Raw genomic sequence first — 17,851 nt, 5'->3', positions numbered from 1 at the left:
ATCAGCGTTTCCACCGCCACCGTCATCAGCGTGCTGCCGCCGGACCCCAGCGTCACCACGTCAAGGCCGGACCCGCCCCACAGCGTCTCAAGCTGCGACACCGCAAGGGTGTTGCCGGCGTTGCCCAAGGCGACGAGATCGTTGCCCGCACTGCCGACGATGGTTTCGAACAGGCCGATCTGCATCGGGCCGCCGTCATTCAGCAGCGTCACCACATCGGTGCCGCTGTTGCCGGTCAGCGTCTCGATGCTGCGGAGAGCCAGCGTGTTGCCGCTGGAGGAGAAGAAGACGGAATCGCTGCCGGCACCGCCCATCAGCGTCTCGATGGAGGACACGAACAGCGTGTTGCCAACGCTCCCCAACGCGGCGATGTCGGTCCCCTGGCCTCCCAGAAGGGTTTCCAGACCCGAAACGACCACCGTGCCGCCGCTCTGCGCCAGCGTGACGACGTCGGTGCCGGCACCGCCGGTCAGCGTCTCGATGGCATTGACCAGCAGAGTGATGCCCGCTGTCCCGAAAGTGAGGACTTCGTTGCCGGCACTGCCGGTCAGCGTCTCCAGCAGATCGATCTTCATGGTGGTGCCGTTGCCGGCCAGCGTCACCACATCCGTACCGGCACCGCCGGTGAGGGTGTCGATGGCGCCGACCCACATCGTGGAGCCGGCACCGGCCAGCACCAGCACATCCGATCCCAATTCGCCGACGATGGTTTCGATGGCGGAGACGAACAGCGTGCTTCCGACGGTGCCCAGCGTCAGCAGGTCGGTGCCCACGGTTCCGACGATGCTCTCGACCAGGGAGAGGAACAGCGTCGAGCCGGCCGTTCCACCCAGCGCGATCACATCGGTGCCGCTTCCGCCGAACAGGCTTTCCACCGCGGTGACGGCCAGGGTGTTGCCGGCGGTGCCGAGCGACACCAGGTCACTGCGGTTGCTGCCGGTCAGCGACTCCAGCGCCGCAACCAGCAGGGTGCCGCCGGCGGTCCCGATGGTGACGATGTCGGTACCGGCCCCGCCCAGCAGCGTTTCCAACCCGCTGACCGACAGGGTGCTGCCGAAGCCGCCGACCAGGGAAACCAGATCGACCGCCATGTTGCCGGTGATGGTCTCGAACAGGCCGACCGCAACGGTGCTGCCGGCGCTGTCCAGCAGCAGGACGTCGTTCCCGGCATCGCCGATCAGCGTTTCGACAGACCGCTGCGTCAGGGTGTTGCCCAGGGTGTTGGCGAACATCACCACATCGATGCCGGTCCCGCCGGTCAGCGTCTCGATGCCGGCGGTGTAAACGGTGCTGCCGGCATCCAGGAGCGTCACCACATCGGTGCCGACGCCGCCCAGAAGCGTCTCCACACCACTCACCATCAGCGTTCCGCCGGCCGTGCCCAGCGCAATCCACTCCTTGCCGGTGCCGCCCAGAAGCGTTTCCACATTGGACAGCAGCAGCGTCGTGCCCACGGTCGCGCCGATGCTGATGACGTCCGAACCATCCGAGGCGGTCAGGGTCTCCAGCGCAGAGATCTCGACCGTGTTGCCGGCCACGCCCAACGTGATGACGTCGGTGCCGGCATTGCCGAGGATGGTGCTGTACTGGGCCAGCGTGATCGTCGTGCCACCGGTGCTGCCGACCGGATAGACCAGGGACGGCGCATTCGCGTTGGTCACCGCGGCATAGGTCAACACCACATTGTTGGTGTTGACGTCGCGGATCGTGCTGGTGTTCAGCGTCAGCCCGTTGGCGACGGCCGTCACGCCGTCCGCATCCTCGTCGCCGGGCTGGACGATGTAGCGATAGATGACATACGTCGTGAACGATTCCACGAAGCTGGCCTGACGCGTGTTGGTCCCAACGGTCAGGGCAAGGGTGGAGTCCGTCCCAGTGTAGACGACGTTGTCGCTGAAGGTGACCTCGATCGAGATCTCGGCCCCCAGCGCGTACGGTCCGTCGCCGATGACCACGCCGGTCACCGTCGGCGGCGTCGCGTTGATGGTGATCACCAGGGCCGTCGACGCGACGGAGGTGTTGCCGACGCTGTTGATCTGCGTGGCCGTCAACGTGTGCTCGCCGTCCGTCAGCGAGGCTCCGGCGGTTATGGTCCACAACCCGTTGGTGTCGGCGGTGGCGGTGCCCAGCGCGGCCGTATCGTCGTAGAGCACCACGGTGGCGTTGGCACCGGCCGTACCGACCAGCGCCGGCTGCCTCACGCCGGTGACCCGGTCGGTGTTGCTCACACCGTTGTCGGAATCCGGGGTGAGCGCCAGACCGGTCGGCGCGCCGGGAGCGGTGGTGTCGATGGTGACGGTCAGGCCGGTCGAGGCCGTAGAGGTATTGCCCGCCACATCCACGGCGACGGCGGTCAGCGTGTGGTCGCCATTGCTCAAGGTCGAACTGGTGATCGACCAGACGCCGGTGCCATTCGCCGTCCCGGTACCGGCAACGGCCGTGCCGTCATAGAGGGTGACGACGCTGTTGGCTTCCGCCGTCCCGGTGAGGGTCGGCGCGACGACGTTGGTCAGACGGTCGCTGTTGCTCGACCCGCCGTCCGCCCCGGAGGCCAGGGCCAAGCCGGTCGGGGCCGCGGTCGTCGTGTCGATGGTGACGGCCAGGCCGGTGGACACCGTGGAGGTATTGCCGGCCAGATCCAACGCTGTCGCGGTCAGCGTGTGATCGCCACCGCTCAGTGTGGTGCTGGTGACCGACCACACGCCGCTGCCGTTGGCGGTCCCGGTGCCGGCGACCGCCGTGCCGTCATAGAGGGTGACGACGCTGTTGGCTTCCGCCGTCCCGGTAAGGGTCGGGACGGCGACGTTGGTCAGGCGGTCGCTGCCGCTCGACCCGCTGTCCGATCCGGAGACCAGCGCCAGACCGGTCGGCACCCCCGGTGCGGTGGTGTCGATGGTGACGGTCAGGCCGGTCGAGGCGGTGGAGGTATTGCCCGCCACATCCACCGCCCGAGCGGTGAGCGTATGCCCGCCGCTGCTCAAGGTGGTGCTGGTGATCGACCAGACACCGCTGCCGTTGGCGGTCCCGGTGCCGGCAACGACGGTCCCGTCATAGAGCGTGACGACGCTGTTGGCCTCCGCCGTCCCGGTGAGGGTCGGGGCGGCGACGTTGGTGATGCGGTCGCTGTTGCTCGCCCCGCTGTCCGCCCCATTCGCCAGTGCCAGACCGGTCGGCGCGGCGGTCGTCGTGTCGATGGTGACGGTCAGGCCGGTCGAGGCCGTAGACGTGTTGCCGGCCGGATCCACCGCGACGGCGGTCAGCGTGTGATCGCCGCCGCTCAGTGTGGTGCTGGTGATCGACCAGACACCACTGCCGTTGGCGGTCCCGGTGCCGGCGACCGTCGTGCCGTCATAGAGGGTGACGACGCTGCTGGCCTCCGCCGTCCCGGTGAGGGTGGGGGCGGCGACGTTGGTCAGGCGGTCGCTGCCGCTCGACCCGCTGTCCGATCCGGCAGCCAGGGCAAGCCCGGCCGGCGCGGCGGTCGTCGTATCGATGGTGACGGTCAGGCCGGTCGAGGCCGTGGAGGTATTGCCGGCCTGATCCAACGCTGTCGCGGTCAGCGTGTGGTCGCCGCTGCTCAAGGTGGTGCTGGTGATCGACCAGACGCCGCTGCCGTCGGCGGTCCCGGTTCCAGCAACGACGGTGCCGTCATAGAGCGTGACGACACTGTTGGCTCCAGCCGTGCCGGTGACGGTCGGAGCGACGATTTTGGTGATGCGGTCGCTGCCGCTCGACCCGCTGTCCGAGCCGGAGGCCAGGGCCAGCCCGGTCGGCGCCGCGCTTGTGGTGTCTATGGTGACGGTCAGGCCGGTGGACGCCGTGGAACTGTTGCCCGCAACGTCCACCGCCTGGGCGGTCAGCGTATGCCCGCCGCTGGCGAGCGTGGTGCTGGTGATCGACCAGACGCCGCTGCCGTTGGCAGTGCCGGTGCCGGCGACCGCAGTCCCGTCATAGAGGGTGACGACGCTGTTGGCCTCCGCCGTGCCGGTCACGGTCGGCGTGGCGACGTTGGTGATGCGGTCGCTGTTGCTCGACCCGCTGTCCGAACCGGCGGCCAGGGCCAAGCCGGTCGGCGCGGCGGTCGTCGTATCGATGGTGACGGTCAGGCCGGAGGATGCCGTGGAGGTGTTGCCCGCCACATCCACCGCTGTCGCGGTCAGCGTGTGATCGCCGCTGCCGAGCGTCGAACTGGTGACCGACCACACGCCGCTGCCGTCGGCGGTGGCGGTGCCGACGGCGGCGGCACCGTCATAGAGGGTGACGACGCTGCCGGCCTCCGCCGTGCCAGTGACGGTCGGGGCGACGACGCTGGTGATGCCGTCGCTGCTGCTCGCCCCGCTGTCGGAGCCGGCGGCAAGCGCCAGACCGGTCGGGGTGTCACTCGTGCTGTCGATGGTGACGGCCAGGCCGCTGGACGCCGTGGAGGTATTCCCCGCCACATCCACCGCGGTTGCGGTCAGCGTGTGGTCGCCGCCACTCAGCGTGGTGCTGGTGATCGACCACACGCCACTGCCGTTTGCGGTGGCGGTGCCGGCGACGGCAGTGCCGTCATAGAGGGTAACGAGGCTGCCGGCCTCCGCCGTCCCGGTGACGGTCGGGGCGGAAACGTTGGTCAGGCGGTCGCTGCCGCTCGACCCGCTGTCCGATCCGACGGCCAGGGCAAGCCCGGTCGGCGCCGCGCTTGTGGTGTCGATGGTGAGGGTCAGGCCGCTGGACGCCGTGGAGGTGTTGCCCGCCACATCCACCACGGTGGCGGTCAGCGTGTGATCGCCGCTGCCGAGCGTCGAACTGGTGACCGACCACACGCCGCTGCCGTCGGCGGTGGCGGTGCCGACGGCGGCGGCACCGTCATAGAGGGTGACGACGCTGCTGGCCTCCGCCGTGCCGGTCACGGTCGGCACGGAAACGTTGGTCAGGCGGTCGCTGCCGCTCGACCCGCTGTCCGATCCGACGGCCAGAGCAAGCCCGGTCGGCGCCGCGGTCGTCGTGTCGATGGTGACGGTCAGGCCGGTGGACGCCGTGGAGGTGTTGCCCGCCACATCCACCGCGGTTGCGGTCAGCGTGTGATCGCCGCCGCTCAGCGTGGCGCTGGTGATCGACCAGACGCCGCTGCCGTCGGCGGTGGCGGTCCCGGCGACCGCCGTCCCGTCATAGAGGGTGACGACGCTGCTGGCCTCCGCCGTCCCGGTGACGGCCGGAGCGACAACATTGGTGATGCGGTCGCTGCTGCTCGATCCGCTGTCCGAACCGGCGGCCAGGGCAAGACCGGTCGGGATGGCACTCGTGCTGTCGATGGTGACGGTCAGGCCGGTCGAGGCGGTGGACGTGTTGCCCGCCTCGTCCACCGCGGTTGCGGTCAGCGTGTGATCGCCGCTGGCCAGCGTGGTGCTGGCAATCGACCAGATACCGCGGGCGCTCGCCGTGCCGGTGCCCACAACGGCAGTGCCGTCGTAGAGGGTGACGACGCTGTTGGCTTCCGCCGTGCCGGTGACGGTCGGCGCGGCGACGTTGGTGATGCGGTCGCTGCCGCTCGACCCGCTGTCCGATCCGGAGACCAGCGCCAGACCGGTCGGACCAGCCGGTGCGGTGGTGTCGATGGTGACGGTCAGGCCGCTGGAGGCGGTGGAGCTGTTGCCGGCCGCGTCCACCGCGACGGCGGTCAGCGTGTGGGTGCCGCTGCCGAGCGTGGTGCTGGCGATCGACCACAGGCCGCTGCCGTCGGCGGTGGCGGTGCCGGCGACCGTAGTCCCGTCATAGAGGGTGACGACGCTGCTGGCCTCCGCCGTCCCGGTGACGGTCGGAGCGGCGACGTTGGTCAGGCGGTCGCTGTTGCTCGACCCGCTGTCCGAGCCGGAGGCCAGGGCAAGCCCGGCCGGCGCACCCGGTGCGGTCACATCGATGGTGACGGTCAGGACGGCGGAGGCCGTGGAGGTGTTGCCGGCCACATCGATTGCCAAAGCGGACAGGCTGTGGGTGCCGTCGCCACGGGCGGAAGCCGTGATGGTCCAGGCACCGGCCGTATCGGCCGTGGTCTGGCCGATCAGGCTGGTTCCTTCGTACAGCAGGACCGTGCTTCCGGCCTCGGCGGTGCCGGTCACGGCCGGCGCCACCACATTGGTGACGCCATCCCCCGACGTTCCGCTGTCGGAGCCCGCCGCCAGAGCGAGTCCGGAGGGAGTGGTGGCGCTGGTGTCGATGGTCAGCACCAGTGCGGTCGACGCTTCGCTGGTGCTGCCGGCCGCATTGATCGCGCGCACGGTCAGCGTATGGGCGCCATCCGGCATCGTGCCGGTGAGGATCGACCACAAGCCCGATGCGTCCGCCGTCACCGTGCCGATGGCGGTGGCGCCGTCGAAGAGCGTGACGACGCCGTTGGCCTGCGCGGTGCCCGACAGCGTCGGCGTGGTGACGCGCGTGATCCCGTCACCCGCCACGCCGCTGTCGGCCGCCACCGCCAGCACCGGGATCGACGGGGTGGTGGGCACCGACGCATCGATGGTGACCGTCAGCGCCGAGGAGGAGCCGAGGAGCGTGCCGCCCGAGACGGCGGTTGCGTAAAGTCTGTGCGCACCGCCGGTCAGCGTCGTCGTGGTCACCGACCACGCTCCCACGGAATCGGCGGTGGCGGATCCGACCAGCGTACCGCTCTCATAGATCGAGATCGTACTGCCCGCCTCAGCCGTGCCGGTGAGCGTCGGCGTCACCACATTGGTGAGGCGGTCGCCCGCGGTGCCACTGTCGGACCCGGCGTCCAGCTGCGGCGTGGACGGGGCACCCTGCAGCGGGTTGCCGATGGTGATCACCAGACTGCCGGACACGGTGCTGGTGTTGCCGGCCAGATCGACGCTCAGCGCGGTGAGGGTGTGGGCCCCCACCCCCAATTCGGACGAGGTGATCGACCAGCTGCCCGCAGTGTCGACGGTCGTGGTGCCGAGCAGGTTGCTTCCGTCGAACAGCGACAGCACCGAGTTCGCCTCGGCCGTGCCGGTGATCGTCGGCGTCCGCACCGTGGTGGTGTTGTCCCCCTGCGCGTCGCTGTCGGACGCCGGGTCCAGCGTCAGATCGGTGGGCGCGTTCGGCGCCGTCGCATCCACCGTCACCGTCAGCGCCGTGGAAGCTGTGGAGGTGTTGCCGGCCACGTCGACCGCCTGCGCGGTCAGGGTATGGACGCCATCGGCCAGGGAGGGGGTGGAGAGCGACCACAGGCCCGCGGCATCCGCCGTCACCGTGCCGACGCCGGTGGCGCCGTCATACAGCGTCACCACACTGTTCGCCTCGGCCGTGCCGTTGACCGTGGGGGTGGGGACCTTCGTGTTGCGGTCGCTGTCGCTCGCCCCGCTGTCCGAGCCCAGCGCAAGCGCCAGACCGCCGGGCGTGGCCGACGTCGTATCGATGGTGATCGCCAGACCGGTGGAGGCTGTCGAGCTGTTCCCCGCCACATCCACCACGCGCGCGCTCAGCGTATGGGCGCCGGCGCCGAGGGTGGTGCTGGTGATCGACCAGACGCCGCTGCCGTTCGCCGTGCCGGTGCCGGCGACCGCGCTGCCGTCATACAGCGTGACGATGCTGCCGGCCTCCGCCGTGCCGGTGACGGTCGGCGCGTCGACGTTGGTGATGCCGTCGCTGCTGCCCGAGCCGCTGCCAGCTCCGCTGTCCGAGCCGGCGGCCAAGGCCAGACCGGTCGGGGCGCCGGGTGCCGTGGTGTCGATGGTGACGGTCAGACCGGTCGACGCCGTGGAGCTGTTGCCGGCCACATCCACCGCCCGGGCGGTCAGGGTATGCCCGCCGCTGCCGAGTGCGGCGCTGGTGATCGACCACACGCCGCTGCCGTTCGCCGTGCCGGCGCCGACGACGACCGTGCCGTCATAGAGGGTGACGACGCTGTCGGCCTCCGCCGTGCCGGTCACCGTCGGCGCGATGATTTTGGTGATGCCGTCGCTGGCGCTCGACCCGCTGTCCGAGCCGGCGGCCAGGGCCAGGCCGGTCGGCGCGGCGGTCGTGCTGTCGATGGTGACGGTCAGGCCGGTGGAGGCGGTGGAGCTGTTGCCCGCCGGATCCACCGCGACGGCGGTCAGCGTGTGGTCGCCGCCGGCGAGCGTGGAACTGGTGATGCTCCAGCTTCCGCTGGCGTTCGCCGTGCCGGTGGCGGCGGCCGTGCCGTTGTCGTAGAGGGTGACCACCGAATTCGCTTCGGCAGCGCCGGTGATGGTGGGTGCAACAACGGTGGTGATGCGGTCGCTGCTGCCCGATCCGCTGTCCGAACCGGCGGCCAGCGACAGGTCCGTCGGGGCCGCGGTCGTGCTGTCGATGGTGACCGTCAGCCCGGCCGACGCCGTGGAGCTGTTGCCGGCCGTGTCCACCGCCCTTGCGGTCAGCGTATGGGCGCCGCTGCCGAGCGTGGCGCTGGTGATCGACCAGACGCCGCTGCCGTTCGCCGTGCCGGTGCCGGCAACCGCAGTCCCGTCATAGAGCGTGACGACGCTGTCGGCCTCCGCCGTGCCGGTGACGGTCGGCGCGATGATTTTGGTGATGCCGTCGCTGGCGCTCGACCCGCTGTCCGAGCCGGCGGCCAAGACCAGACCGGTCGGCGCGGCGGTCGTACGGTCGATGGTGACGGTCAGACCGGTGGAGGCGGTGGAGCTGTTCCCGGCAGTGTCCACCGCGGTGGCGGTGAGTGTGTGGTCGCCGCTGCCGAGCGTGGAACTGGTGATCGACCACACGCCGCTGCCATTGGCGGTGCCGGTCCCGGCGACGACGGTGCCGTCATAGAGAGTGACGAGACTGTTCGCTTCCGCCGTACCGGTGACGGTCGGGGTGATGACGCTGGTCAGGCGGTCGCTGCTGCTCGACCCGCTGTCCGAGCCGGCGGCAAGCACCAGACCGGTCGGGGCCACGGTCGTCGTGTCGATGGTGACGGTCAGGCCGGTGGACGCCGTGGAACTGTTGCCAGCCACATCCACAGCGACGGCGGTCAGCGTATGGTCACCGCTGCCGAGCGTGGAACTGCTGATCGACCAGACGCCGCTGCCGTTCGCCGTCCCGGTGCCGGCGACCGCCGTGCCGTCATAGAGGGTAACGACGCTGTTGGCTTCCGCCGTCCCGGTCACGGTCGGCGCGACGATCCTGGTGATGCGGTCGCTGTTGCTCGACCCGCTGTCCGCCCCGGCGGCAAGCGCCAGACCGGTCGGGGCCGCGGTCGTGCTGTCGATGGTGACGGTCAGGCCGGACGAGGCGGTGGAGCTGTTCCCGGCCGTGTCCACCGCCCTTGCGGTCAGCGTATGGGCACCACTGCTCAGCGTCGCGCTGGTGATCGACCACACGCCGCTGCCGTTCGCCGTGCCGGTTCCAGCGACCGCAGTCCCGTCATAGAGGGTGACGACGCTGTTGGCCTCCGCAGTCCCGGTAAGGGTCGGAGCGACAATGTTGGTCAGGCGGTCGCTGTTGCTCGATCCGCTGTCCGACCCGGCGGCAAGCGCCAGACCGGTCGGCACCCCCGGTGCGGCGGTGTCGATGGTGACGGTCAGGCCGGTGGACGCCGTGGAGGTGTTGCCCGCCACATCCACCGCGGTGGCGGTCAGCGTATGGGTGCCGCTGCCGAGCGTGGAGCTGGTGATCGACCACACGCCGCTGCCGTTCGCCGTGCCGGTCCCGGCGACGGCCGTGCCGTCATACAACGTGACGACGCTGTTGGTCTCCGCCGTGCCGGTGACGGTCGGGGCTACGATCCTGGTGATGCCGTCGCTGCTGCTCGACCCGCTGTCGGAGCCGGCGGTCAGCGCCAAGCCGGTCGGGGTGGCACTTGTGCTGTCGATGGTGACGGTCAGGCCGGTCGAGGCGGTGGAGGTGTTGCCCGCCACATCCACGGCGACGGCGGTCAGCGTGTGGTCGCCGTTGCCGAGCGTGGCGCTGGTGATCGACCAGACGCCGCTGCCGTTCGCCGTCCCGGTGCCGGCGACCCCCGTCCCGTCATAGAGGGTGACGACGCTGTCGGCCTCCGACGTGCCGGTCACTGTCGGCGCGATGATTTTGGTGATGCGGTCGCTGGCGCTCGCTCCGCTGTCCGACCCGGCGGCCAGGGCCAAGCCGGTCGGGGCCGCAGTCGTGCTGTCGATGGTGGCGGTCAGGCCGGTGGAAGCGGTGGAGCTGTTGCCGGCCGCGTCGGCTGCCACCGCGCTCAGCGTATGGGCACCACTGCTCAGCGTCGCGCTGGTGATCGACCACACGCCGCTGCCATTGGCGGTGCCGGTGCCGGCGGCGACGGTGCCGTCATAGAGCGTGACGACGCTGTTGGCCTCCGCCGTGCCGGTCACGGTCGGAGTGACAACGTTGGTCAGGCGGTCGCTGTTGCTCGATCCGCTGTCCGAACCGGCGGCAAGCGCCAGACCGGTCGGCGCCCCCGGTGCGGTGGTGTCGATGGTGACGGTCAGGCCGGCGGACGCCGTGGAGCTGTTGCCCGTCACATCCACCGCGGTTGCGGTCAGCGTGTGAGCGCCGCTGCCGAGCGTGGAACTGGTGATGGACCAGACGCCGCTGCCGTTGGCCGTGCCGGTCCCGGCGACCGCCGTCCCGTCATAGAGGGTGACGACGCTGTTGGCCTCCGCCGTGCCGGTCACGGTCGGGGCGACGACGCTGGTGATGCCGTCGCTGCTGCTCGCCCCGCTGTCGGAGCCGGCGGTCAGCGCCAAGCCGGTCGGCGCGGCGGTCGTCGTGTCGATGGTGACGGTCAGGCCGGTCGAGGCGGTGGAGGTGTTGCCCGCCACATCCACCGCGACGGCGGTCAGCGTGTGGTCGCCGCCGGCAAGCGTGGAACTGGCGATCGACCACACGCCGCTGCCGTTGGCGGTGCCGGTTCCGGCGACCGCCGTGCCGTCATAGAGGGTGACGACGCTGTTGGCCTCCGCCGTACCGGTCACGGTCGGCGCGGCGATATTGGTGATGCGGTCGCCGGCGCTCGCCCCACTGTCCGACCCGGCGGCCAGAGCGAGCCCGGTCGGGGCGACGATCGTGCTGTCGATGGTGACGGTCAATGCCGTCGACGAGGTGGCCGTGTTGCTTGCCGTTGTCACCGCGACCGCGGTCAGGGTGTGCGTCCCCTCGCTCAGCGTGCTGGAGATCGCCCATGCGCCACCCGACGTCGCCGTGCCGGTGGCCAGCACCGTTCCTCCTTCATAGAGGGTGACGACGCTGTTGGCCTCGGCCGCGCCCGTGAAGGTGGGGGCCGTGACGTTGGTGATGCCGTCGCCGACGGTCCCGCCATCCGACGCGGCATCGAGGAAGGGGCCGGTCAGGGAGCTCTGGATCAGCGTGACGCTGTTGCCGGAAACCGAGAAGTTGCCCGGCGTGTACAGGCCGTCCAGCGTGACGATGCGGGTGGCCGCACCGGTGGTGGCCCCGGTGTTGATGTAGAGCGTCGTCACCCCTCCGGAGGAGGAGAGCTGGATCGACCCGGCGGCGACGGCGGTTCCGTTGCCGCTGGTGACCGGACCGGTCAGGGTGGCGCCGATGACGCGGAGGACGTCGTCCTTGCTGAAACCGTTGACAGCGCTGGTGCCGGCGACCGTGGAATCGAAAGCGAACACATCGCTTCCGGCGCCGCCGACCAGCGTTTCGATACCGGTGGCGAGGATCGTGTTGCCGATGGTGCCCAGCGTGACCACGTCCACGCCCGCTCCACCGAGCAGGGTTTCCAGCCCGGACAGGACCAGCGTGTTGCCGCCGTCGGCCAATGCGACGATGTCGAGGCCGATGCCGCCGAACAGAGTTTCCACACCGCCGACCAGCATGCTGTTGCCGGCACTGCCCAGCGTCACGACATCGAGGCCCACGCCGCCGGTCAGCGTCTCCAGCCCGGCGACCAGGACCGTGTTCCCGCCCGACGACAGCTGCACCACATCGCGGCCCGCGCCGCCGATCAGGGTTTCGGCGCCGCCGACCGCAATGCTGTTGCCAGCCGTCCCGGCAAGCGTGATCACATCGGTGGCGGCGCTGCCGACCACACTCTCGACGGCGCTGACCGACAGCGTTCCACCCGAGACGTCGAGCACCAGCACGTCGACGCTGCCGCCGCCAACGACGGTTTCGAGATTGGAGATCGTTACGGTGTTGCCGGCGGACCCCTGGAGAACGATCACGTCGGTGCCGGCGCCGCCGGTCAGCGTCTCGAAGCCGGCCGCCAGCATGGTGTTGCCGCCGCTGCCCAGCGTGACGATGTCCGTCCCGGTGCCGCCGATCAGTGTCTCGATCACCGACGCGAACACCGTGTTGTAGGCGGCGCTCAGCATGACGACGTCGGTGCCGCCGCCCAGGCCCAGGATCGTCTCGATCCCCGCCAGCGATATGGTGTTGCCGCCGCCCAGCAGGCTGACCACATCAGCACCGATGCCGCCCGTCACCGTCTCGACCGCGCCGATGGCGACATTGAGGCTGCTGGCGAAGGACAGCACATCCTTGCCGGTGCCGCCGATGATCGTGTCGACGCCGCTGACCCCCATCGTGTTGCCGGTGCTGCCCAGCATGATGAGGTCCAGACCGCCGCCGCCGAGGAAGGTTTCGATGGCGCTCAGCTGGAGGGTGATGCCGCTGGTGTCGGTGCGGATGATGTCCAGATCGGCGGATCCGGTCAGCGTCTCGATCCCCGACACCCATATGCTTTGGCCGGTGGTGAAGCTGTGGCTGCTGCCGAACATCGTAACGCGGTCCTGCCCCAGGGAGCCAACGAGCGTTTCGATGCCGCTGATCTGCACGGTCGAGCCTTCCGGATCGATCAGCGCGAGAAAGTCGGCACCGTTGGCCGGCAGCGACGGATATTGGGCGCCGTAGACAGTTTCGACGTGCGAGACCGCCAGCGTCAGGGGCAATCCGAACAGATTGGAGCCGCCAGGCTTCGACGGATCGGCGGTGGACTGCTGGTAGTGGCCGAAATTGACCCCCGCCATGACGTCGTTTCCGGACGTTCCGATCAGGGTATCCACGCCCATGGTGCTGACCGTGGCGCCGCCGACGTCGGCGAGGATGTAGACGTCCTTGCCGATGCCGCCGGCCAACTGCTCCACGCCCGAAACCAGAACCGTCGAGCCGTAGCCTTTGACCTGGACGATCATGTCATTGAGAGTGCTGCCAATGATCGTTTCGTAGAGATCGATGCGGATCGTGTTGCCGACCGTGGCGTTGACATTCGTCATCACCATGACGTCGTTACCGGTGTTACCGAACACGGTGTCGAGCATCGAGACTCTGATGGTCGAGCCTTCGGTCTGATCGATGTAGATCGTGTTGACGCCAGTACCGCCCAGCAGCGTTTCCACGCTGGTGACGTGCATGGTACTGGCTACATTACTGCTGAATTTTACAGTTCCGACATCCTTGCTCATATCGACGACGTCGTTGCCGGCCGTGCCGATAAGGGTTTCGACCGCACCGATTATGGTCGTGGTGCCGCCCGTTCCGAGCAATTTGACGTAGTCTTGATAATTGACAAGACCGCCCAGGATGGCATCCACCCCCAAGACGGCCAAGCTGAGCGGACTTGGCATGCCGTTTCCAGTGACCAGATCCAAGCCGCTGTTGCCGATCAGCGTATCGATCAGGGACACGACCATCGTCGTGCCCGCGGTCGAGGAGATCTGGGCGACATCCACGCCTGTGGTACCGATCAGCGTGGACAGATCCTGAATGCTGATCGTGGCGCCGGCGCTGCCGAGGAAAACCACCTCCGCTCCGGAACCGCCGATGATCGTCTCCACCAGCGACACCAGCATGGTGCTGCCGGTGGTGGTGTTGGTCGTGGCGTTGTAGGGGGCGCTGCTGTTGTAGTAGCCGCTTCCGAAATAGACCACGTCCTTCGCCGTGCTGCCGACAAGCGTGTCGATCCAGTCCACCCGGATCGTGTTGCCGCCGGTCCCCACCAGAATGATGTCTTCGGCCGCAGTCTTTGAGGTTCCGGTCAGCGTCTCGATCAGCGAGACCGCCATCGTCGCCCCGTAGGTCGAGCCGTAGACCACGTCGTTGCCCGAACCACCGGTCAGCGTATCCAGCAAGCTCACCATGGTGGTGTTGCCGCCGCTGCCGAAGGTTATGAGGTCGAGGCCGCTGTTGCCGATGAGCGTCTCAAGCGCCCTCACCGTGGTGGTGTTGCCGGTGTTGCCCAGGGTGACGATATCCACCCCCGTGCTGCCGATGATGGTGCTCGGCGACGAGGTCGTGGTGGTGGTTCCTGTGGCGTTGACGGTTCCGGCCATAATTTCCTCACACGCGGCAGCTTGAAAGAGTCGGGAAAGACGATGTCGAGGGTCCTCGGCGGATCACGCCGAGCTTCGGAGTCGGGGCCGATCGATGGGTACCGGTGCCAAACCGTTCACACACGACGACATCAAGAACGGAAAGCAAATAATCGCTTCCGGAAAATCTATTAATTCATTAATGCACTTAACAAACAAATCTCACCCCCTAAAGATTCCAAAAACCAAAGTACGCACACTGTCAGTTTAAGGCTGAAACTTGCTGGATTGTTCTTCTTTCTTTAAAAAGTGCTCGCACCAGTTGTGACGAAGATCGATTGTTAATCATGATAATTCCAATGATATTTTTATATTTCTAGAAACAATTCAAATTCACTTTTCTCGAAGACTTTAAAACACATAACCACGAAAGTATTACTGCTCGGGTTAATATCAAATTATCATGAAAACAGGCGAAATACCTTTTCGAATGCCCTTATGCCACATATCCATAGGTTGCCGCGGGCACGCGACTGCTCTACCGGTCTTTACAGGGCAATCTTCGGGAATGTCGGTTGCGACGGCCGGCCCGGCGTCGGTTCAAAGCAGGACTTCGGCGTCCCAGGGATCGTACGGCACCAGCATGCGCCGATGACGATCCGGGCGGACGAACCGTCGGGCGGTCCGGTTCAGCAGGCCTGCCGTGAAGGAAAAGGTGCTGTTGGAGATCGCCAGCACGTCGGCGACGCACAGGGCATGGAAATCGGTAAAGAACTCGGCACCCGCCAGAGGCGTATCCAGGTCGGTGGCGAGAATGGGGGAAAAGGGAGCGAAGGCTTCGGCCAGTTCCGGCGCGTCGGTTGCCAGATAGAGAACGGGCGAGTCCAGATCGGCCCACAGCTGTTCCAGCCATGTCCGATACCACAGCTCCGGTGCGACCCAGAACCGTCCCCAGCCATAGTCGCCCCGCCGCAGATGCAGGGCGACAACCGTCCGCCCCCGTGCGCGCAGGCGATGTTCGATCGCGTCGGCGCGCGGCCACAGATACCGGCCTGGCATGAAGAGCCTGCGGAAGTCCGTCCGGTACGGCGCCAGTGCCGCGGTATGGCGGCAGAAATAGCCGGTGAGATCGCATTCCGCCCAAACCGGTGCCGCACCGGACAGCGAGGCGAAGAAATCATGGTCCTCCTCCGAAACCCGGGGGAGCGGAGCGCCGGGCAGCGGATCGTCGCAATCGTACAGGTAACGCCCCACCCAGTCCGGCACCTCCAGATCCAGATCGTGGCGGGCGGCATAGAGGCGCAGGAAGCCGTACTGAAGCAGCTGGTTGCCGAAGCGGCCGTTGCGCCCCAGCTCCGTCGCGACGAGGCGCCGTCCGGCACGCCCGGCCGCCAAGCGCGGCGCCGGGGCCTTCCAGCTCTGCCGCAGCAGCAGGACGGCCCGCCGGGTGAAGGCTTCGCCGAATCCCGGATGGCAGCGGATCGCACGCTCATAGGCGGAGAGCGCGGCTGCGGGGCGGCCTTCCGCCTCGGCGGCGGCGGCGAGCGCGAGGTGAACGTCGTAGCGGCCGGGAACCAGGGCCGCGGTCCGCCGCCCCTGGCGGGCGGCATCCTGCCAGCGGCCGCAGTCACGCAGCGCAAGGGCCATTTCCGCCCCGATGTCGGTCGCAGCGGGGGAGGTCGGCGATTCCAGCCGGGCGGCACGGGCCAGCAACCGGCAGGCCGCATCCGCCCGGCCGGTCCGGCCGGCCACCCGGCCAAGCTGAAACAGCGCATAGGCGCGCGCCGGGTCCAGCGCCAGAGCCTGCCGCAAGCTCGTCTCGGCGCTCGGCCAGCGTCCGGAATCGAAGAGAACATTGCCCAGATTGAGGTGGGTGGACGCCGTTTCCGGCAGCAGCAGCCTCACCCGGCGGAAGGCTGCGACCGAAGCCGCCGGCCCCTGCGCCGCATGGATCGCCATGGCAAGCCTGTTCCACCCCTCGATCCGGCCGGGATCGAGCGCCACCGCCGCGCGCAGTGCGGTGACGGCACTGTCCGGCCGGCCGTCATGGGCGTTGTGGGCGTCATGGGTGTTGTGGACGCCGTGCCGTCCGGGCTCCATCGCAGGGGGATCGTCCGCCCGGCTCCTGTCGGGAAGAATGGGCGGCCCATCCCAGGCCATCCCCCGCCTGGCCTCCAGGGCATAGAGCCGGCGGCGGATCAGAAGCTCCGCCGCCAGATGGACCGGTTCCGGCGGCGCCCCCTGTCCCGGCGGCCGGCCGCTCAGCATGTCCGCCTTCAACCTGTCGAACACATTCCCGTCGCCGAGCGTGTAGCAAACCGTCTGTTCCTCGGTCTTCACACCGGCGAACAGCAACTGCAGCGACTTGCTGTAGCAGACATCCTCGGGCCCGGCCGGATTGAACGGCTCCTCGTCGGGAAAGCCGCCGATCAGGTCGTGGCAGACCCGGCGCACAGCCAGGTTGCAGGGATAGGTCGCTTCCGAGGCCGAGCGCCAGACCGGGGTGATATCGCGGTCGATGCTGTCGAACCGGATGCCGGTGCGCACGAAACCGATCTCCGGATGACGGTCGAGCATCGTGGCCGTCACCCAGAGATGGCGGTCGAGAAACCAGTCGTCGGCGTCGAGAAACCACAGGTACGGCCCCATGGCCATGGCTGCCCCAAGGTTGCGCGAACGCCCCGCCCCACCGTTGCCGCTGTTGGCGATCAGCGACAGGCTGTGGTCGGGATGAGCCCGCGACCACGCCCGGACCGCCTCCACCGTGCCGTCCGGCGAAGCATCGTCAACCACGCAGATATGGAAGCGTGCGTCCGGATCGCCGGCCTCCTGCCGGTAATAGCGCACCGCCCGATCCACGCTGTCCAGGGCACGCCCGATGCATCCCTCCACCCGATAGGCCGGGATCACCACACTGCCCACTGCCCGATGGTCCCTGCGCCGCTTCTCAAGCGCATGCAACGCCCGCTCCAGCCCGGCCTCCCGCACCGGCACGGCACCGGCAGCCTCGCCGGCGGCCCCATCGGCATCCCCATCGGCCGCAAGGCTCGACACGCGGGCAAGCAGCTCGCCGGCTTCGGCCTCGCGTCCCTGGATGAAGCGGACCAGCGCCAGGAGGCGCAACAGGGCACGATGCGGCGGCAGCGCCTCCACCAGCCGCTCCAGCGCGACACCGGCCCGATCGGTCGCTCCGTCCTCAAGCCGAACGGACAGCCGATGCGCCGTTATCGAAAGCATGACCTCGCGCAGCCGTTCGAAGGCGGCATCGCCAGCCGGCAGCAACGCAACCCTGGGCAGCCAGCGAACGGTTTTCCCCTCCGTCCCCTCGACCAGCGCCATCAGCAGAACCAATCCGGGATCGGCCGGGGCCATGCACAGCACTTTGGCATAGCCGCGCTTCGCATCGGCAAGGCGCCCGTCCCGATGGGCATCGATCGCCTGGCGAAGAGCACTCTCCGCCCTTGCCTGAACATCCGGGCCTTGGGTGTCCGGACCTTGAGTATCTGGACCTTGGGCGTTTTGAGTCACGCGGGAACTCGACGGTTCGAAACGGCGGTGTGAACCGCACCGGGTTTGTCGGAGGCTCCGTTTCCTGAGAAACTGGGGTCATCATGACGAAACAGGCATCCCCCAAA

At 68.3% G+C, this 17,851-nt stretch carries 2 protein-coding genes; both read right to left on the bottom strand.

Going from position 1 to position 17,851, the window contains the following annotated elements:
- Positions 1-14,237: Ig-like domain-containing protein (locus CRT60_RS00350; RefSeq protein WP_098734479.1), on the bottom strand; the 14,237-nt coding region annotated here is incomplete at its 3' end.
- A 579-nt stretch (positions 14,238-14,816) separates the two neighbouring features.
- On the bottom strand, positions 14,817-17,588 hold the full coding sequence (locus CRT60_RS00345) for a glycosyltransferase (protein WP_098734478.1): 2,772 nt from the start codon (positions 17,586-17,588) through the stop codon (positions 14,817-14,819).
- Positions 17,589-17,851 lie beyond the last annotated feature (263 nt).

The sequence above is a fragment of the Azospirillum palustre genome, assembly GCF_002573965.1.
In the GTDB taxonomy this organism is placed as follows: domain Bacteria; phylum Pseudomonadota; class Alphaproteobacteria; order Azospirillales; family Azospirillaceae; genus Azospirillum; species Azospirillum palustre.
Note: the sequence above shows the minus strand (reverse complement) of the source record. Positions and strands in the feature narration are given on the sequence as shown.